General features: G+C 67.6%; 16 protein-coding genes and 2 pseudogenes. 14 read left to right on the top strand and 4 right to left on the bottom strand.

From position 1 onward, the window contains the following. Positions 1-4: 4 nt before the first annotated feature. Complete coding sequence (locus AB0H71_RS29725; protein WP_357027362.1) at positions 5-310, bottom strand: hypothetical protein; 306 nt, start codon at positions 308-310, stop codon at positions 5-7. Between the two features lie 561 nt (positions 311-871). On the opposite strand from AB0H71_RS29725, the gene AB0H71_RS29730 reads away from it, so the two are divergent. The 8 genes from AB0H71_RS29730 to AB0H71_RS29765 all read left to right on the top strand — a co-directional run bounded on the left by AB0H71_RS29730 (position 872) and on the right by AB0H71_RS29765 (position 9,886). After that, positions 872-1,171, top strand: coding sequence for a hypothetical protein (locus tag AB0H71_RS29730; protein WP_357027364.1), 300 nt, complete (start codon positions 872-874; stop codon positions 1,169-1,171). Positions 1,172-1,174: 3 nt separating this feature from the next. Continuing rightward, a complete protein-coding gene (locus tag AB0H71_RS29735) occupies positions 1,175-1,411 on the top strand; it encodes a hypothetical protein (protein WP_357027366.1) in 237 nt (78 codons plus the stop codon). A gap of 164 nt (positions 1,412-1,575) precedes the next feature. Continuing rightward, positions 1,576-1,860: a hypothetical protein gene (locus tag AB0H71_RS29740; protein ID WP_357027368.1), complete on the top strand. Its 285-nt coding sequence runs from the start codon at positions 1,576-1,578 to the stop codon at positions 1,858-1,860. Between the two features lie 287 nt (positions 1,861-2,147). Further along, positions 2,148-2,654: a hypothetical protein gene (locus tag AB0H71_RS29745; protein ID WP_357027370.1), complete on the top strand. Its 507-nt coding sequence runs from the start codon at positions 2,148-2,150 to the stop codon at positions 2,652-2,654. After that, the gene (fxsT, locus tag AB0H71_RS29750; protein ID WP_357027372.1) at positions 2,651-5,620 is read left to right on the top strand and encodes an FxSxx-COOH system tetratricopeptide repeat protein; all 2,970 of its coding nucleotides are present in this window, start codon (positions 2,651-2,653) and stop codon (positions 5,618-5,620) included. Before AB0H71_RS29745 ends, fxsT (AB0H71_RS29750) begins: the two co-directional genes overlap by 4 nt. A 687-nt stretch (positions 5,621-6,307) precedes the next feature. Beyond that, positions 6,308-9,103 carry a tetratricopeptide repeat protein gene (locus AB0H71_RS29755; RefSeq protein WP_357027374.1) on the top strand — a complete coding sequence of 932 codons (2,796 nt, stop codon included), beginning with the start codon at positions 6,308-6,310 and terminating at the stop codon, positions 9,101-9,103. A 175-nt stretch (positions 9,104-9,278) separates the two neighbouring features. Next, a complete protein-coding gene (locus AB0H71_RS29760) occupies positions 9,279-9,458 on the top strand; it encodes a hypothetical protein (protein ID WP_357027376.1) in 180 nt (59 codons plus the stop codon). Beyond that, on the top strand, positions 9,455-9,886 hold the full coding sequence (locus AB0H71_RS29765) for a hypothetical protein (protein WP_357027378.1): 432 nt from the start codon (positions 9,455-9,457) through the stop codon (positions 9,884-9,886). The genes AB0H71_RS29760 and AB0H71_RS29765 overlap by 4 nt, the downstream gene beginning before the upstream one ends. A gap of 1 nt (position 9,887) precedes the next feature. On the opposite strand, the gene AB0H71_RS29770 is transcribed toward AB0H71_RS29765, so the two are convergent. Together AB0H71_RS29770 and AB0H71_RS29775 are read right to left on the bottom strand one after the other, a co-directional pair. After that, positions 9,888-11,090: an IS30 family transposase gene (locus AB0H71_RS29770; protein ID WP_357027430.1), complete on the bottom strand. Its 1,203-nt coding sequence runs from the start codon at positions 11,088-11,090 to the stop codon at positions 9,888-9,890. A gap of 15 nt (positions 11,091-11,105) precedes the next feature. After that, positions 11,106-11,312, bottom strand: a pseudogene (locus AB0H71_RS29775) (helix-turn-helix domain-containing protein); the annotation flags it as partial. 188 nt (positions 11,313-11,500) lie between these two features. Here AB0H71_RS29775 and AB0H71_RS29780 point away from each other — a divergent pair. From AB0H71_RS29780 to fxsT (AB0H71_RS29795), 4 genes and pseudogenes are all read left to right on the top strand, one after another. Continuing rightward, positions 11,501-11,964, top strand: a pseudogene (locus AB0H71_RS29780) (DDE-type integrase/transposase/recombinase); the annotation flags it as partial. A 71-nt stretch (positions 11,965-12,035) separates the two neighbouring features. After that, entirely contained in the window at positions 12,036-12,188 is a 153-nt protein-coding gene (locus AB0H71_RS29785) for a hypothetical protein (RefSeq protein WP_357027380.1), read from the top strand. Between the two features lie 681 nt (positions 12,189-12,869). Continuing rightward, the gene (locus AB0H71_RS29790; RefSeq protein WP_357027381.1) at positions 12,870-13,343 is read left to right on the top strand and encodes a hypothetical protein; all 474 of its coding nucleotides are present in this window, start codon (positions 12,870-12,872) and stop codon (positions 13,341-13,343) included. A gap of 80 nt (positions 13,344-13,423) precedes the next feature. Next, entirely contained in the window at positions 13,424-15,586 is a 2,163-nt protein-coding gene (gene fxsT, locus AB0H71_RS29795; RefSeq protein WP_357027383.1) for an FxSxx-COOH system tetratricopeptide repeat protein, read from the top strand. A gap of 286 nt (positions 15,587-15,872) precedes the next feature. On the opposite strand, the gene AB0H71_RS29800 is transcribed toward fxsT (AB0H71_RS29795), so the two are convergent. Then, positions 15,873-16,016: a hypothetical protein gene (locus AB0H71_RS29800; RefSeq protein WP_357027385.1), complete on the bottom strand. Its 144-nt coding sequence runs from the start codon at positions 16,014-16,016 to the stop codon at positions 15,873-15,875. A 284-nt stretch (positions 16,017-16,300) separates the two neighbouring features. On the opposite strand from AB0H71_RS29800, the gene AB0H71_RS29805 reads away from it, so the two are divergent. Both AB0H71_RS29805 and fxsT (AB0H71_RS29810) read left to right on the top strand, forming a co-directional pair. After that, complete coding sequence (locus AB0H71_RS29805; protein WP_357027387.1) at positions 16,301-16,681, top strand: hypothetical protein; 381 nt, start codon at positions 16,301-16,303, stop codon at positions 16,679-16,681. 200 nt (positions 16,682-16,881) lie between these two features. Then, positions 16,882-18,870, top strand: coding sequence for an FxSxx-COOH system tetratricopeptide repeat protein (gene fxsT, locus AB0H71_RS29810; RefSeq protein WP_357027388.1), 1,989 nt, complete (start codon positions 16,882-16,884; stop codon positions 18,868-18,870). The last annotated feature ends 10 nt before the right edge of the window (positions 18,871-18,880 follow it).

The raw sequence follows: 18,880 nt of genomic DNA on the forward strand, positions 1-18,880 counted from the left end.
GTCCTCACGCGGCGACACCCGCCAGCCGGACGAGCTCGGCCGCCGAGGACTGCTCGGTCACCACCCCGGCCGCTACACACGGCTGCAGCGCGGTGCCACAGTCGTGGCTGCTGTTGGCCCACCCGAACAGCATCCGGGCCACCCGCTCCAGCCCCTCGCTCACCCGCCGCCCGCGGTCGAGGTAGTCCCGGCCCGCCTGCCTCGGCTCGAAGCTCAGCCCGGCCGCCGCCACGCGCACCGCGGAGTCGTTGACTGCCCGCGCGGAATCCTGCAGCGCCCCCGCCACCCCGGCCACGACCTCGGTGTTCATGAACACGGCAAATCCCCCCTTCCATCCGAGCTGATCGCACGCTCTACCGGCAGTTCACCATGGCGGTGACCTGCGCTTGCGTGCCCAAAGTGGTTCTGTTGCATGGTTTGACGCCGCCAGTTCGAGATCGGTTCCCTCCGGCCGAGATATTTCTTCCCCAGCCGGGCACCGGCACCTCGACAGCCCGGATCCGGGCACCGCGTCGAGCTGGGAAGCTCGACGAACGATCAGGCGAAAGCACACGCCCACGATCGACGTCTGCGACATCCCCGACCGGCGCGTGAGCGCTGCACCGCCCCGCTCGCCGGCCACGGCTTCGCGCCGTGGGCAGCCTGACCGCCGGAACTTTCCGACCGCTTCACCGAGCACCGCGGCACCGTGGAACTCGGCACCGCCGCTGCCGGGATGGCGGTGCACGCCGTGTTCGACCTGTAAGCCGTTCTCGGAGAATGCGATCCGAACGAATTTGTCGAGTGATGGAACCGATCAAGATCAGCCCGCGTCCAATCCTTCGGAGGCCGAAACAGGAGGATTCGGTCACACGAAGGGGAGGAATTCATCATGCGCGTGCGCAAGCTGGCCATCACCACCGTCGCGTCGCTGGCTCTCGGGGCGGGGCTGCTCGCCCCGGCCATCGCCACGGCGGCACCGTCGGCGCAGACCGCTGTGCAGGTGGAGCCGATCGCTCGGCACACCGCTACTGTTCAGTGCCACCTGGTCAAGCACGGAGGCGAGACCACCGGATACATCACCGGCACCGGCACCGGCAAGACCAAGCCCGACGCGGTCGCGGCCGCGAAGAAGGACGCCGACCGCCACGTCCCGCAGGGGTACTACAAGCGTCATTGCAAGGAGATCTGATTCGTGCCCGAAGACAAACGACTGTGGGAGATCCACGTCGGAATCATCGCCACCGAAGCCGAGGCCCGCGCCTTCACCGAGAAGGTGGAGCGGCTGCTGTGCCCTGATCCCGACCACGCCCCACCGTGCCCCATTCCGTGGAGTGTGAGCATGGACGCCGAGCAGGACATGGAAGCCGATCGGCGCCGCCAGTACGACGACGTGGTCGAACAACACCGGATCGAATCCGGAGCCGGCTGACCCCGCGCAGCGTCCGGCATGGTGGCCCGTCGAAACCCATCGACGGGCCACCTGTCGCCCTACCTGCAACGGCGATGCGACCGGGCTGGGCAGGTCGCATTTCGTTGATTCCTCGGCGGTTACTACCGGGACCCCGCCTGCGCGCATCTCGCTACGATCTGTCCATGAGCTACCCGCAGCAGCCGCCTCCATACGGCTACCAGCCGCCGCCCGGGTATCCGCAGCAGCCGCCGATGGGGTACCCACAGGGCTACCCGCAGCAGCCGCCAGTGGCGTACCCACCGCAGCCCTACAAGCAGCAGCCAGCGGGCCGCCAGCAGCCGCAGATCGTGCGCAACCGGCAGCAGACCGGGCACTCGATCATCAAGCACCTGTTCCTCGGCATCTTCGTGCTGTGGATTCCGACGATCTACTACGCGGTGAGCCCCAACCACTACTTCCACATGTGACCCCGGAACACACCAATGCCCGCCTCCTCGTGCAGGAAGCGGGCATCCGTGTGCGGTACGCGGACCGCTCGGCCGCGTCGCCCGAAGACGACTGACGAGTCCTGACCTCCGATAAGCGGGTCGGAATCGGGCCCCAGGAGGGGTGCCGTATGACGGAGGCCGCTGACTGTTCCGTCGCCCCCAGGGGGTGTCGATAGTTCGAACGACAGTGCGGGGCTGAGTTTTCGGCTAGGTTGTGCCGGTTCGCGAGCTGACGCTCGCGGGGATTCGACAGTGGGAGGTCTGGTATGAGTGCGGGGTCGGTTTCGGTGTGGCCGGTGGTGTGGCCGGTGACGGTGGCGGCGATGCTGAGTACTGGGCTGGCCGTGTCGGTGAATCTGGCGACCGGTGGCGGGCCGTGGTGGATGTGGTTGCTGGTCGCGGGGTTGACCGTGGCCGGTATCGCAACCTCGGTGTGGCAGTACCGGCGCCAGATGACTGCCACTTCTCCTGAACCCGAACCTGGGCAGGTGGCTGCGTCGATGCAGGCGGCGGGTCCGCGCAGTGTTGTGGTGGGGCGTGACGCGGGTTCGATCCGTACCGGCGACGATCATGCGCCCGCCACACCATCGGCGTCTCCCGTGCCGCCGCCGCGGGATCCGGCGCCGCAGGATCCCGCCGAGGCATCGGCTTCCCCGGACGACGGGCGGGCGCCGGGCTCGGTGTCGGCTACGGGGGAGCGGTCGGTCGCGGTGGGCCGTGACGCCGGCACGATCTCCACCGGTGATCGACGGCCCGGGCCGAGCACTTCGTGACAACTCCGGGTCCCGCCGCATCCGATCCGACCAGGGATGGTGGCGCGGGTCAGGTGCATGCTGCGGGGGAGCGGTCGGCCGCAGTCGGCCGCGATGTCTACGGCTCGATCCTGACCGGCGACAACTCCCGGGTGGTGCAGCTTCCCGCCGAGGCGTTCGTGCCGATGGCCGAGATCGAAGCACGGGCAGGGATCGACAACATCCCGGCCCGGCCGGGGGAATTTGTTGGCCGTGACGACGAACTCAACAAGCTCACCACCGTCTTCGCCGGGGCAGGTCCGGTGGTGGTCGCGGCGGTGCACGGACTGGGCGGGATCGGCAAGTCCACCCTGGTCGCGCACTGGGCCGCGACCCACCCGCACGGGTTCGCGCCGATCGTGTGGATCACCGCCGACACCGACACCAACCTCACCGCTGGTTTGGCCGCGTTCGCCAACCGGCTGCAACCGGCACTGGCCCAGGTGCTCGAGGTCGAGCAGCTCGCCGACCGCGCTCTGCAGTGGCTGGCCACCCACACCGAATGGCTGCTGGTCCTCGACAACGCCGACGACCTGAAACTCATCACCCCGGTGCTGGCCAGGGCCGGGACCGGGGGGCGGGTCGTGGTCACCAGCCGCCGGGCCAGCGGCTGGGCACCGGGTACTCCGATCATGCGCCTGGACGTGCTCGAACCCGAGGAGTCCCTGCAGCTGCTCACCGCCCTGCTCACCACCAACGGGCCCCGCGACACGGACGGCGCGGCCGAGTTGTGCGCCGAGCTCGGGCACCTGCCCCTGGCCATCGAACAAGCCGGCGCCTACCTGGCCCAGGACCCGTTCCTCACCCCCCGCGGCTACCTGCAACTGCTGGCCGAATACCCCGCCGAGACATTCGGGCAGGCCGATGTCGACACCGACTCCGAGCGCACCATCGCCCGGATCTGGCGAATCACCCTGAACCGCACCGACCAGATCGAACCCGCCGCGGTCGATCTGCTGCGCACCCTGGCCTGGTACGCACCCGACGCCATCCCCCTCAGCCTGTGCGATGCGATGGGGTTGGAACCGCCGAAACGCAGTAAAGCACTCGGGGTCCTGGCCACCTACAACATGATCACCCCCGACCTCACCACCAGCACGCTCTCGATCCACCGGCTAGTGCAAGCCGTGACCCGCACACCCGACCCCGAACTCACCGACCCCCACCGCCACCCGGAGAAGATCACCGCGGCCCGCACCCACGCCACCGAAACCTTGTACGCCACCCTGCCGGACCACCAGGACCCGGGTACGTGGCCGACCTGGCGGGCACTGCTCCCCCACATCGACGCCCTCACCGGCCTCACCACCAGCGACAATGGCCGCGACCTGACCACCCCGACGATCGCAGCGATCCGCAACATCACTGGGCTGTTCTTGTCCGACCAAGGCCTGCACACTAACGCCCTGACCCACCTCAAGAAGGCCTTGGCCGACAGGGAACAAACCATAGGGCCCGACCACCCAGACACCCTGAACTCCCGCAACAACCTCGCCAGCGCCTACAAATTGGCGGGCCAGATCGCCGAGGCGATTCCGCTCTTCGCGGCCACCCTCACCGACCGGGAACGAACCGTTGGCCCCGACCACCCGAACACCCTGACAGCCCGCAACAACCTCGCTTACGCCTACGAGTCGGCGGGACGGGTCGCCGAGGCAATCCCGCTCTTCGAGGCCACTCTCATCGACCTCGAACGAATCATCGGCCCCGACCACCCGAACACCCTGGCAGCCCGCAACAACCTCGCCAGCACCTACGACACAGCGGGCCGGACCACCGAGGCAATCACGCTCCATGAACGAACCCTCACCGACCGGGAACGGATCCTCGGCCCCCACCACCCCGACACCCTGACCTCCCGCGGCAACCTCGCCGGCGCCTACCAGGAAGCGGGGCGGCTCGCTGAGGCGATCCCGCTGCTAGAGCAGACCCTCACCGACCGGGAACGAATCCTCGGCCCTGACCACCCGAACACTCTGATCTCTCGCAGCCACCTTGCCAGCACCTATCGGTCGGTGGGGCGGCTCGCCGAGGCTATCCCGCTCTTCGAGGCTACCCTCACCGACCGGGAACGGATCCTCGGCCCCGACCACCCCGACACCCTGAAATCCCGCAACAACCTCGCCTACGTCCGCGTCTCGGCGGGGCGGTTCACCGAGGCGATCCTGCTCTTCGAGGCGGCCCTCACCGATCGGGAACGAGCCCTGGGCGCCGACCACCCCGACACTCTGATCATTCGTAACAACCTCGCCAGCACCTACCATTCGGCAGGGCGGCTCGCGGAGGCGATCGCGCTACTGGAGCAGACCCTCACCGACCGGGAACGGGTCTTGGGCCTCGAACACCCCGACACCTTGATCTCTCGCAACAACCTCGCCGGCGCCTACCAAGAAGCGGGGCGGCTCACCGAGGCGATCGCGCTGCTAGAGCAAACCCTCACCGACCGGGAACGAATCCTCGGCCCCGACCACCTTGCCACTATCACCTCCCGCTACAACCTCGCCGACACCTACTCTTCGACGGGGCGGTTCGCCGAGGCAATCCCGCTCTTCGCGGCCACTCTCACCGCTCAGGAACGCATCCTCGGTACTGACCATCCCGACACCCTCGACTCGCGCATCAAACTCGCCTACGCCAACTACTCGACGGGACAGGTCGCCGAGGCGATCCTGCTGCTGGAGCAGACCCTCACCGCCCAAGAACGTATCCTCGGCACCGACCACCCCGACACCCTGAGTTCCCGCCACAATCTCGCCAGCGCCTACGAAACGGCGGGACGGCTCGCCGAGGCGATTTCGCTTTACGAGGGCACCCTTACTGACCGAGAACGGATCTTGGGTCCCGGCCACCCTGACACCCGGCTCACCCGCGGCAACCTCACAACGGCGCAGAAGCGGGGGCTCTCGGCCAGGCCAGCCGCAACAAGTAATCCCTCAAGCTGGCAATAGCGCTCCCGTGAGTCGCGTTCAGAAAAGGGACTTGGTCTCAATCGGTCAGCGCATCACACAGGTGGATGATGTGCGGTCGTGGAGGCGTCGGTGGGCGTGGTCGGTCGGTTCAGCGTCTTTGTACACCAGACCCTGCTTGTGTGTCGATGGTTCGAATGACGCTGTGACGGAGAGTTTCCGGCTAGGTTTTACGGATTCGACGGGCGACGCTCGCATCGGCCAGGGCGGAGGATATATGGATTCGGGGTCGGGGTCGTTGTGGCCGCTCGCAGTACCGATCGCGGCGGCGGTGTTGAGTGCCGGGTTGGCACTGGTGGTGAATGTGGCAACAGGTGGTGGGCCATGGTGGATGTGGGCGCTGGTCGTGGTGTTGGCCGCGGCCAATATCACCATCTCGGCTTGGCAGTGCCGTTGGCAGGCGGCGGCTGTTCAGGCCACCGCAACGTCGTCGGCGGTGGCGGCTTCGGGGTCGCGCAGTGTCGCGGTGGGTGGTGACGCGGGCTCGATTAGCACCGGCGACAACGCTGCCACCACACCACCGCAGCCACAGATACCCCCACCGCAGGGCGGGGTCGAGCCAGGGCCGGTGGGGGCGGGGGCAGAGCGTTCGGTCGCGGTCGGGGGCAACGCTGGCAGCATGTCCACCGGCAACCAGCAGTCTGGGCCAGCCTCACCATGACGGCGCATGTGCCCGACGAGCAGTCCAGTCTCCTTCCGGAAGATGATGGTGCTGCAGGTGGGGTGCGGGCTGAGGGTGAGCGATCGGTTGCGGTCGGCGGGGACGCCGGGCTGATCCTGACAGGGGACCACGCCACCGCACGGGTGGTCCATTTGCCCCCAGAGGCATTCGAGTCCATAGCTGAGGTCGAGGCTCCTTCCGGGATCGACAACCTGCCCCCACGTCCAGGCAGTTTCGTTGGCCGCGATACCGAGATCGACAATCTCACCACTGTGTTCACCGGTCCAGGTCCGGTAGTGGTGACTGCGGTGCACGGTCTGGGTGGGGTCGGCAAGAGCACCCTGGTCGCGCACTGGGCGGCGAACAGCGCGCACGGCTACGCGCCGATCGTTTGGATCACCGCAGACACCGTCACCGAGATCACTGCGGGGCTGGTCGGGTTCGCCACCCGGCTACAGCCCGCACTGGCCCAGGCCATGGAAGCCGAGCAACTAGCCGAACGCGCTTTGCAATGGCTGGCTACCCATACTGGCTGGCTGCTGGTTCTGGACAACGTCGATGACATCACCACCATCGCCTCGGTTTTGGCCCGGGTCGGGACCGGGGGCCGGGTCGTGATTACCAGCCGACGGGCCAGCGGATGGCAACTGGGCACTTCGATCGTGCGCTTGAATGTGCTCAACCCCGACGAGTCCCTGCGCCTGCTCACCGCCCTGCTCACCGCCACAGGCCCACGGGACGCCGACGGCGCTGCCGAGTTGTGTGCGGAACTGGGGCATCTGCCGTTGGCGATCGAGCAGGCTGGTGCTTACCTGGCGCAAGATCCGTTCCTCACTCCACGCGACTACCTGCAGCTACTGGCCGACTATCCGGCCGATATGTTCGGGCAAGCAGACGTCGATACCGGCTCCGAGCGCACAATCGCCCGGACCTGGCGGGTCACTCTGGATCGAATCACTGATATCGAACCCGCTGCGGTGGAACTGCTGCGCACCGTATCCTGGTACGCCCCCGACGCCATACCCCTCATCCTATGTCAGGATCCCGCGCTCGACCTGCGGACTCACAGCACCGCGCGAGGGCTGCTGGCCGCATACAACATGATCACCCCTCACCCCGCTACCGGCACGATCTCGGTTCACCGGCTGGTCCAGGCCGTGGCCCGTACTCCAGATCCCACCGACCCCCACCGCGGATGGAACGCGATCGAACGCGCTTGCATACGCGCCGCCGAGACGCTGCACTCTTGCCTGCCCGACCGGGAAGACCCGGTTACATGGTCGACCTGGCGAGCCTTGTTGCCTCATATCGAGACCCTCACCAGCCGAATTCCCGCGAGCGACGAGCCCGCGACCACCAACCTGATCGTGAGGATCCGCAGTTTTAGCGGGCTGTTCATGCTCGATCAGGGCCTGCACGTCAGTGCTATGGCTCACCTTCACCAGGCATTTTCCGATTGCGAGCGGGTTCTTGGCCATGACCACCCAAACACCCTGACCTCCTGTCACAACCTCGCAGGCGCCTATGAGACAGCGGGTCGGATCGCCGACGCAATCCAACTGTACGAGCAGACTCTCGCCGACCGTGAGCGCGTTCTCGGTGCCGACCACCCCGATACCCTGACAACCCGGAACAACCTCGTCCACGTCGCCCAAGCGGCTGGGCGGATCATCGATGTGATCCATCTGTGCGAACAGGGGCTCGTTGACAGCGAGCGAATCTTTGGCGCTGAGCACCTCGACACTCTGATCGCCCGCAGCAACCTCGCTTATGCGTATCAGGCGGTAGGCCGGATCGCCGAGGCGATCCCGCTATACGAGCAGACCCTCACCGACAGCGAGCGCATCCTCGGCCACGACCACCGAAACACTCTGCTATTCCGCAGCAATGTTGCGGCCGCGTATCAGGCGGTAGGCCGGATCGCCGAGGCGATCCCGCTACACGAGCAGACCCTCACCGACAGCGAGCGCATCCTCGGCCACGACCACCCCAGTAGCCTGGCCTACCGCAGCTTCCTCGCCAGCGCCTATCAGGCGGCGGGTGGGATCGACGAGGCAATCCCACTACACGAGCAGACCCTCACCGACCGCGAGCGCATCCTCGGCCACGACCACCCAGACACCCTGGCTGCCCGCGGCAACCTCGCCCACGCCTATGAAACAGCGGGTCGGATCGACGAGGCAATCCCACTACACGAGCAGACCCTCACCGACAGCGAGCGCATCCTCGGCCACGACCACCCGAACACCCTGATATGCTGCAATAACCTCGCCAGCGCCTACTATGCGGCGGGTCGGATCGACGAGGCAATCCCGCTGCTGGAACAGACCCTCTCCGACTTCGGGCGGATCCTCGGCCACGACCACCCGAACACCCTGAACTCCTATAACAACCTCGCCAGCGCTTACCAGAAGGCGGGTCGGATCGACGAGGCGATTCCGCTGCTGGAACAGACCCTCATCGACCGCGAGCGTATCCTCGGTGCTGAACACCCAAGTACTACGGCGTCCCGCAACAACCTCGCTTTCGCCTACCAGCGGGCAGACCGGATCGCCGAGGCGATCCCGCTCTACGAGCAATCTCTCATTGGGGTGGAAGGACTCCTGGGGGCCGAGCACCCGAACACCCTGACCATCTGCGACAACCTCGCCTTCGCCTACCTGGCGGCGGGACGGCTGGACGAGGCGATCCCGCTGTACGAGCGGGTCCTTGTCCGACGTGCGCAGACATTCGGTTCCGATCATTACCTCACTCGGGCGCTGCGTGACTTCCTCGCTGTTTTGGAAGTGTGGAGACAGGAATAACCGCGCGGCCTACCCAACTCCCGAAATGCGCTAGGGGCTGCTGCACACATGGTGTCAACCTGTCACGCACCGTGCAGCAGCCCCCGTTCGCGTCGCCCGCGACCGCGATGAAGGGGTGACCCTGGACCAGATCGCGGCCGACTTCGGGATCCATCCGATGACGTAGTCGAAATGGATGCGCCAAGCCGATGTCGACGAGGGCGTGAAGCCGGGAGCCACCACCTCGGAGTCGGCGGAGTTGCGGGAGCTGCGGCGCCGTAACCGGCTGCTCGAGCAGGAGAACGAGGTCCTGCGCCGGGCCGCGGCCTATCTTTCTCAGGCTCAGCTGCCGGGAAAAAGATCTACCCGCTCGTGAAAGAGCTCGCCGACGACGGAATACCCGTCGTGGTGACGTGCCGGGTCCTCAAGCTCGCCCGCCAGCCCTACTACCGCTGGCTGGCCGACCCGATCACCCCGGCCGAGCTCGCCGAGGCGTATCGCGCGAACGCCCTGTTCGACGCTCATCGTGACGATCCGGAGTTCGGCTACCGGTTCCTGGCTGATGAGGCCGGTGCCGCGGGTGAGCCGATGGCCGGTCGGACGGCGTGGCGGATCTGCTCGGCGAACCGGTGGTGGAGTGCGTTCGGCAAACCCCGTCGAGGTTCGGGCAGGCGGCCGGGGCCGCCGGTCCACGACGACAGGGTGCGCCGTGATTTCACTGCCGATGGCCCGAATCGGTTGTGGCTCAGCCATATCAGTGAGCATCGGACCACTTGGATTCCAGTAGTCGTGGCAACGGTTTGAACTACGAGACGTTCAGTAAAGCATCGAGTCTTTCGGCGGGTGTCTGCCAGGCGAGGCATTTGCGGGGTCGGTTGTTGAGCTCGTCGGCGACCGCTTGCAGCGCCGCGGGGGTGTGAGCTCTGAGGTCGCTGCCGCGTGGGAAGTATTGACGCAGCAGCCCGTTTGTGTTTTCGTTGCTGCCGCGTTGCCATGGCGCGCCCGGTTCGCAGAAGTAGACGGCCATGTCGGTGGCGTTGCTGAAAGCGCGGTGTTCGGCCATCTCACCGCCTTGATCCCAGGTGAGGGTGCCCCGCAGCTGGGCAGGCAGCCCCGAGACGGTGGTGATGAGGCCGTCGCGCAGTGCGTCGGCGCTGCGGTCTGCTCCGAGGTGGACCAGCACGACGAAGCGGCTGGATCGTTCGACCAGGGTCGCGATGGCCGAGCGGTTGGTGGCGCCGATGACGAGATCTCCCTCCCAATGCCCAGGCACTGCGCGGGACTCGACCTCAGGCGGGCGGGTGGTGATCATCGACATCGGCTCGACGAAACGCGGCCGGCGAGCGGCGGGGTCGCGGTGAGGTTTGCGCCGCAGGCGGCCGCGGCGCAGGTGCCGGGCGAGTTCGCGCTTCAACTCGCCTCGGGCGTGGACGTAGATGCCCTGGTAGATCGTCTCGGTGCAGGCGCGCATCCGCAGATCGGCCGGGAAGTCGAGGACCAGGCGATGGCTGATCTGCTGGGGTGACCACTTGCGTGCGAGCTTGTCCCGAACGTAGTCACGCAACGGCGCGTTCGCTGTCAGCTTCGGATCGCGACGCCGCGACCGGCGAGCGACCGCAGCGCGGTGCGCCGAATGAGGCAGATATCCCCGAGCCGAGATCGTGTTGCGGCGCAGCTCGCGGCTGATCGTCAACGGTGAACGCCCCAACTCAGTGGCGATCCGGCGGATCGTCAGACCGGCGCGGTGCAGATCACTTACCTGTTCGCGTTCCAGCAGGCTCAGATATCGGGGATGGATCACTTTCTCGACTCGATCGAGGTCGACCCTGCCGCCCAGAACGTTGGCCGTGCGCAGTAAATTCACGTCTGCCAGTATCGGATTCGCATAGCGCACCACTCGACCATCAGGATAGATCCGGCCTCGGTGGATGATGGTGATGCCCTTGTCCCAGTCCGCCGCCGAGCGCTTGTCCGCCCCGACCCGCTGCGCCGCCTGGGCTCGGGTCAGCCCCTCGGCACGTAGCCGTAGGAACTCCTCCCGCCGTGGCAGCACCCGACGTTTCTCGCTGGTGAAGATCCCGGCCTGGTGCGCCCACTTGTAGCAGGTGACCCGGGTGAAACCGAGCTCACGCGCAACAGCGGAGACGTTTCCGCGTTCGGCCAGCAAACGGAAGAACTCGGCCTTCTCCTGCTCGGTGTAGACGCGCGGAGTCTCCCGGCGCACCACCATTCCGCTGTTCCGCAGCCACGTATACGCCGCACCAGGATGCACCCCCGCCGCAGTCGCCGCGGCCCTGACACTGCCTCCCCGATCCAGCAGATCGAAGAACCATTTCCGCTGCTCCTTCGAGTACTTCGGACCAGCCAACACCGCCACCTTCCAGCCGTGTTGCGACGACTACTGGAATCCAAGCCAGTGAAGGCAAGCTCTACATCTGTGCGGTCAAGGACGTGTTCTCGGGTCGGATTGTGGGCTATTCGATCGATTCGCGGATGACTTCGAGGTTGGCGGTGACCGCTCTGCGCAACGCGGTCGCTCGCCGCGGTGAGGTGGCCGGCTGCGTGGTCCACACCGACCGGTTGAACCCAGGCAATTTCGCGCCCGCCGCTTCGTGCACACGCTGAACCGGTTTCACATGGTGGGCTCGATGGGCCGGGTCGGCGCCGCCGGTGACAACGCGGCGATGGAGAGCTTCTTCAGCCTGCTGCAACGCAACGTCCTGGACCGGCGCAGCTGGGAGACCCGCGAGCAACTCCGGATCGCGATCGTGGTCTGGATCGAGCGCACCTGCCACGGGCGGCGGCGCCAGGACCGGCTCGGCCGGTTGACCCCGATCGAGTACGAAGCGATCATGACCCCGGCAGCCCGGCAGGCTGCCTAACCACCGTCACCTGTTCGTGCACCAGCCCCTCTTTCCGGCCGACAGGCAGCAGCTTTCGAACGCGTCACGCGATGAGGTTCCCGCCCCAGATCAACGTCGTGGGCGGGTGGCATCGGTGCGCAGCGTGCAGCCCGGACGGGCAAGCCGTGGCCACCCTTCTGGCACCGTCGGCCGCCGCGGTGCTGCCGCCCGGCACCGACCTCGGGCGGCTGCTCACCGACTGACCGTCGGCCCGGCACCTTCCCAATTACGTACACTCCCAGGGCCCGCCGTCGCGCACGACGACGGCGGGCCTTTGCCGCAGGGATCAACCAACTACCAACAGTTTTCGATGTATCAGTAGGTTGGCGTACTGGTTGGATCTCCCTGGGGACACTTCTGTCGGCAGTCATGTACAGCATGTAGTCGGCTTCGATCATCAGATGGCCAGCCCGAAGTCGCTGCTTGCCGCGTTCCCATGTTCGACACGCCCCGCCGAGGGCACCAACCTGCGACACCATTTCCCCAGGCCATCCGCTTTCGTCTCGGAATGTCAGCGGGTTTCCATCCCAAGATCCTAGGTTACTCACGTTCCCGCGTGTGCCGAGTAGGGCGCATCGAACATGGAAACGGCGCCGACGAACGAACGCGCGCAGGAGCAAGCCCATATGGCGTGTAGTTCGTGACGCAAGTTGCGGTTCGACGGACTCAGTTCGCCACCTCGCCAAGTCTAACCGCCGATAACCGGGCCGAACCGGAAGTCAGGCCACGGGCGCGAGGCGCCCGCCCGCAGCCGGGGACCGCCAGCGGGATGTCAGTAGTTTGAATGACGCTGCAGGGCGGATTTTTCGGCTAGGTTGTGCGGGTTCGCCAGGTCGTGGTACGGCCTCGACCTGGTTCGTGAGCTAAGTGGGGAGGATTTCGTCGTGGTGGAGACGGTGGCGGCGATCGTCGCGCAGGCGCTGGCCGCTGGTGCGGTCGCGGGGCTGGGTGAGAGCGCTCAGCAGGCGGTGGCCGATGCCTACCAGAAGCTGAAGGGTCTCGTGACCGGCCGCTACGGGCAGGTGGACGTGGCCGCGCTGGAGCAGCGCCCGAACTCCGAGCACCGCCGCGGCGAGCTGGCCGAAGACCTGACCGCGGCCGGTGCCGATCAGGACGGCGAGTTACTGGCGGCGGCGCAGGCGCTGGTCGCGATGCTGCGCGCGCACGAAGCCACCGCCGGCGCGGCGGTCGGTGTGGACCTGGAGCAGATTGAGGGCGCCGCGCTACGGATCAAGCAGGTCGACTCCACCGGGACCGGCGTCCGGATCTCGCATGGCACCTTCAGCGGCGATATCGAGATCGGCTCGGTGCACGCCGGCCACCGGGAGCCCGGGAACCCCTCCGCGGCGCCCCGGTAACCCCCCGCCCGGAAGCGCCACCCGCCACGGGCTTCGGGGGCAACACCATCGTCCTGCACGGCAACCACGCGGAAACGATCATGCTCGGCAGCCCCGGCGCGGTGCCCCCCGAGCAGCCCGCGATCGCAGGCTCGCTTGTGGTCGGTCAGATTCCCAACGAGCCGCGCAGTTTCGTGGCCCGCCCGCAGACGGCCCGGCTGGGGGCGGAGTCCGGCAGGCCGTGGCGGGTGGCGTTGGTGACCGGGATGCGCGGCGCCGGGAAAACGCATGTGGCAGCCGCCTACGCCCGCGGCCGGCTGGCGCATGGCGTGAGGTTGGCCGCGTGGGTGAATGCCGAGTCCGACGACACCTTGTATGCCGGGCTGGCCGAGGTGGCGTTTCGCCTCGGCGCCGCCGACCCCGGTTACGATCCGGTGGCGGCGGCATATCGGCTACGCGATCACCTCAACAGCCGAGCCGGGGCCGGGCTGCTGGTCCTGGACAACGCCACCGACGTCGACCTCGTGCGCCAGCTGCTGCCGGCCTCCGGCGGTACCCAGGTCGTGATCACCAGCACCGCACGCAGCTTCACCTCGCTGGCCGACCTCCTAGTCGATGCTGGCATCGGCTACACCCGCGACCAGTCGGTGGCCTACCTGAACTCGGTCACAGGCATCGACGACCCGGCCGGTGCGAACGCAATCGCCGACGAGCTGGGAGACCTCCCTCTGGCGCTGGCGACCGCCGCGGCCGCGATCGCCGCCTCCGGTGCGACCTACGCGCGGTTCCTGCAGCGTGTCCGCAGCCAGCCCCTTCCTCGGGCACTGCGGCGCCGCGCGGGGCTGGAGCATCGGCTGGGTGTCGACCAAGCGATCGCCCTGTCTCTCGACGACGCCCGGATACCGACCGGCGAGTCTGAGCTCGACACCACCGTGGGATGGCTGCTAGATCTGTTCGCCGTCCTCGACCCCGCCGGGATCGGCCGCGACCTGCTCACCCACCCGGATCCTGAACTCGATGAATGGGTCGATGACGCCGTCGACCACTGCATCCAGCGATCCCTGCTGACCTGGTCGACCGGCAGAGAATCGCTGCTGGCGCACCGGCTTACCGCCCGTGTGCTGTGCGAGCAGATCCTCAACTCCGACCACTGCGAGAACGTCCTGGCCACCGCGCTCGACGTACTCGAACCGCGCCTGTTCGACGAAGATCAAGCCTGGGCGCGCCGGCTCGAAGGGACGCGTCTGGTCGACCACATCGACGCCATAATTGCCAGTGGGCTACCCAGCCGCGCGACTCAGGCATCACGAACCCGAATCCTGAAGACTCGACGATGGGCCATACGCCAACTTATTGCCACTGCCGCCCTCTGCCGGGCCATCGAACTCGCACATGACACCCTCACCAGTCACAAGCAGGTCCTCGGTCCCGACCACCCTGACACCCTGACCACCCGCCATAACCTCGCCGGTGCCTACCGCGAGGCCGGGCGGATCCGCGAGGCGATCGACCGGTACGAACAGCTGCTGACCGACCGCCGACGAGTCCTGGGCGACAACCATCCTGACACCCTGACCACCCGCCATAACCTCGCCGGTGCCTACCGCGAGGCCGGGCGGATCCGCGAGGCGATCGACCGGTACGAACAGCTGGTCATCGACCGCCGACGAGTCCTGGGCGACGACCACCTCCACACCTTGGCCACCCGCCACGACCTCGCCTACACCTACCAAGAAGCCGGGCGGATCCGCGAAGCGATCGACCGGTATGAACAACTGCTCACCGACCGCCGACGAATCTTGGGCGACAACCACCCTCACACCCTGGCCACCCACAACGACCTCGCCTACGCCTACCAGACGGTCGGGCGAATCCGCGAGGCGATCGACTTGTTCGAGCAGCTGCTCACAGACCATCAGAACGTTCTGGGCGATGACCACCCCCGCACCCTGGGCACTCGCGGCGATCTCGCCGGCGCCTACCAGGAAGCCGGACTACTCCGCGAGGCGATCGACCGGTACGAGCAGCTGGTCATCGACCATCAGAACGTTCTGGGCGATGACCACCCCCGCACCCTGGGCACTCGCCACAACCTCGCCGGTGCCTACCAGGAAGCCGGACTACTCCGCGAGGCGATCGACCGGTACGAGCAGCTGGTCATCGACCGCCGACGAGTCCTGGGCGATGACCACCCCCGCACCCTGGCCACCCGGCACAACCTCGCCCTCGCCTACCAGGAGGCCGGGCAAGAGCAGGAACGCTGAGTGTTGGCCTAGGTAGCCCCCGGCTGGCTGGCCAAGTTCGCCCTGATAAGCGTCGGATGACGTCCTGCCAGGGTTCCTCGGCACCAATTCGGCTGGTTCCCTGTACTTCAATCGGACGCTGAAAGCCCCGCGACCTCCGAGAGCGTGATGCAACGCGGCCTTCACCTCGCCGTGCACCACGACCAGGCTGACCCCGACGCCGCGGACGATCTCTCGCAGCGACTCGCCTCGGGGAGCCAGGATCGCCCGGCGCTTGTCCGCGTCGACCACCCGCGGCCGGCCACCCTCACGCCCGCGCTTCGCGGGCGAGCCAGACGTCGCGGGTCTTGTGGGCGATACTGCGGTGCCGGTCCTCCGCGAGCGCGAGCGCCAAGTCGAGGATGAGGCTGCGCTCGGTGTACTCGTCTGCGGCGATGCCATGCAACTTCACCCCGAGCATGTCCTCCAGGCGGCAGATACGCCAACACCGCCCGCAGCGCTGCAGCAGGCCAAGCTGAGCTCCGATAAACGGGGGGAACCGGGCCTCAGCCTCGGTGAGGTCGCCTGGCTTGTCGGCTGTTCGACCGACAGCCGGTACCGGCTCCCCAGTGGGACGGTGCTGGTTGTGGCGTTGTTGAGCGACTGTCCGGGATGTGGAAGGGGTTGTGGGCCAGTGCGTGTGGCCCGGGGTGGTGTGTGAGGATCGGGGGAACTTTCGGGGCCGGGGAGGTCGGTGTGGCGGTGTCGTGGCAGGCGGTGCGCAAGGTGGCGGTGCCCACTGCGGCAACCGCGGTGGTGAGTTCCGGGCTGGCGGTGGCGGTGAACGTCGCGACCGACGGCGGTGCGGTGTGGGCGTGGGTGGCGGTGGCGATGCTGACCGTCGCGGCGTTCGCCACGTCGCTGTGGCTGCAGCTCGCTGCCCAGCCCCCGGCTCCGGCCCCGGTGCTGCCACCGCCGGCGGTGGGGATCGACGTCGAGGACGCCAGCGCGGGGCGGGACATGCGGTTCGGTCAGGTCCGCGGTCCCGGGCCCGGTGTGCGAGGGCGGAGGCTGCAGGCAGGGCGCGATATGACCTTCGACGGCACCGACAACCGCGGTGATGCCTCACACCCATGAACCGGCCACGCACCGGCCGATGGTGGCCCTGGCGGCGGGACACCCCCCGGGCCGGCACGGGTCCGGCCGTTGATCTAGACACGGTTGGCGCCGGGCGGGACATCACGATCGACAACTCCCGCACCGAGTCCAGCGCAGTCCACTACCACCTGTACGGCACCGGTACCCCGCCCTCCGCACCAGCGGAGTCGGTGCCGGGGGTGAAGGTGGTGGGTGCGGTACCGCGCCCGGCCCCGCACTTCGTCGACCGCGCCCAGGTCGGCGAACTCCGCGCGACGTTGACCCGGGAACGGGTGGCGGTGGTGGTGTGCGGGATGCGCGGTGCCGGTAAGACCCAGGTCGCCGCTGCCTACGCCCGCGAGGTCATGGACGACCCGTCGGCGGGGTTGGTGGGCTGGATCGGTGCGGAGACCCGCGACAGCGCCCTGGCCGGGCTGGCCGGCGTCGCCGCGGTGCTGGGGGTGGCTGATCCGGAGGGGGATTCGCTGGTCTCGGCGCGGCGGCTGCGCGATCACCTCAACCGGACGTCGGCGCTGGTGGGAGTCTTGGTGTTCGACAACGCCGTCGATCCGGACTTCCTGGGCGAGTTCCTGCCGACCGGTGGCGGGGTGCGGGTGGTGATCACCAGCACCGACCGCGGCTTCGCCGGCCTGGGCGAGCTCGTGGACGCCGCGACCGGCTACGAGCGCACCGAATCGATCGACTACCTGGCCACGGCGACCGGGCTCGAAGACCCGACTGGTGCCGATGCCCTCGCCGCCGAGGTGGGAGATCTGCCGCTAGCTCTGGCCGCCGCCGCGGCCACCATCACCACCCGACACTTGGACTACCGCAGCTACCGGGAACTGCTGGCCGCCCAGCCGCTCCCGGCCGCGCTACCGCGCCAGCGCGGCACCGGCTACGGCCGTGCAGTGGATCAGGCCTTGGGGCTGGCGGTCGACACCGTCACCACCACCGGCGAGACTGAGCTCGACGAGCGGGTGCGGTGGCTGGTGGGCGTGCTGGCGATGCTGTCCCCAGACGGTGTGGACGCCGCACTGCTGGAACAGGACCTGCACCCGCTAACGGGTGCAGCGATCGCGCGGTGTGTGGAAGGCTCGCTGGCGGCGTGGGCAACCGGCGGGCGGGTACTGGTGATGCACCGGCTCACCGGACGCGTAGTCCGTGAACGTGCCCAAGCTGCCAGCGCTCTCGACGCCCTGATGGAGGACGCGGCGCTGCTGCTCGAACCGTACCTGTTTGCCCGGCGCGAGGCGTTCCAGCGTCGTGGTGAAGGCGCCCGGCTAGTCGACCACATCGAGACTCTCACTGAACATGCCGTCGGCCATCCCGCTCTCAGCTCGGCCACCGTTGCCGCTGTGCTGGCCATGCGCCGTTGGGCCATCGGTCAACTGATCGGAGCGGTCGATCTGCGTCGAGCCGTTTTCTACGCCGAACAGACTCTCACCGATCACCGCCGGGTCCTCGGCGACGACCACCCCGACACCCTGAGCACCCGCGGCCAGCTCGCCTACATCTACCGGGAGGCGAACCGGGCCACCGAGGCGATCGAGCTGTACGAGCAGCTGCTCACCGACCTCCGCCGGGTCCTCGGCGACGACCACCCCGGCACCCTGAGAACCCGCGACAACCTCGCCTACACCTACGAGAAGGCGGGGCGGACCACCGAGGCGATCGAGCTGTTCGAGCAGGTGCTCACCGACCACCGCCGGGTCCTCGGCGACGACCACCCCGACACCCTGAGAACCCGCCACAACCTCGCCTACACCTACGAGAAAGCGGGCCGGGCCACCAAGACCATCGAGCTGTTCGAGCAGCTGCTCAACGATCACCGCCGGGTCCTCGGCGACGACCACGCCGCCACCCTGAACACCCGCCACAACCTCGCCTACACCTACGAGAAGGCGGGGCGGACCACCGAGGCGATCGAGCTGTTCGAGCAGGTGCTCACCGACCGCCAACGGGTCCTCGCCGACGACCACCCCGACACCCTGAGCACCCGTCACCAGCTCGCCTGCGCCTACCGAGAGGCGGGCCGGGCCACCGAGGCGATCGAGCTGTTCGAGCAGGTGCTCACCGACCGCCGACGGGTCCTCGGCGACGACCACGCCGCCACCCTAAACACCCGCCACAACCTCACCGCAGCGCGGAAGCAGCGAGGTTCTCGATGGATTGAGCGCTGGTTCTGATAAATCGAAC

The sequence above is a fragment of the Nocardia sp. NPDC050697 genome (genome assembly GCF_040654395.1).
Taxonomy (GTDB): Bacteria; Actinomycetota; Actinomycetes; order Mycobacteriales; family Mycobacteriaceae; genus Nocardia.

What these genes read in the sequence shown, in the direction of transcription:
- AB0H71_RS29745 (WP_357027370.1), top strand. Translation starts at nt 2,148, where the DNA reads ATGAGTGCGGGGTCGGTTTCGGTGTGGCCGGTGGTGTGGCCGGTGACG.
- AB0H71_RS29730 (WP_357027364.1), top strand. Translation starts at nt 872, where the DNA reads ATGCGCGTGCGCAAGCTGGCCATCACCACCGTCGCGTCGCTGGCTCTC.
- AB0H71_RS29785 (WP_357027380.1), top strand. Translation starts at nt 12,036, where the DNA reads ATGAGGTTCCCGCCCCAGATCAACGTCGTGGGCGGGTGGCATCGGTGC.
- fxsT (WP_357027383.1), top strand. Translation starts at nt 13,424, where the DNA reads ATGCTCGGCAGCCCCGGCGCGGTGCCCCCCGAGCAGCCCGCGATCGCA.
- AB0H71_RS29760 (WP_357027376.1), top strand. Translation starts at nt 9,279, where the DNA reads ATGCGCCAAGCCGATGTCGACGAGGGCGTGAAGCCGGGAGCCACCACC.
- AB0H71_RS29740 (WP_357027368.1), top strand. Translation starts at nt 1,576, where the DNA reads ATGAGCTACCCGCAGCAGCCGCCTCCATACGGCTACCAGCCGCCGCCC.
- AB0H71_RS29725 (WP_357027362.1), bottom strand. Translation starts at nt 310, where the DNA reads ATGAACACCGAGGTCGTGGCCGGGGTGGCGGGGGCGCTGCAGGATTCC.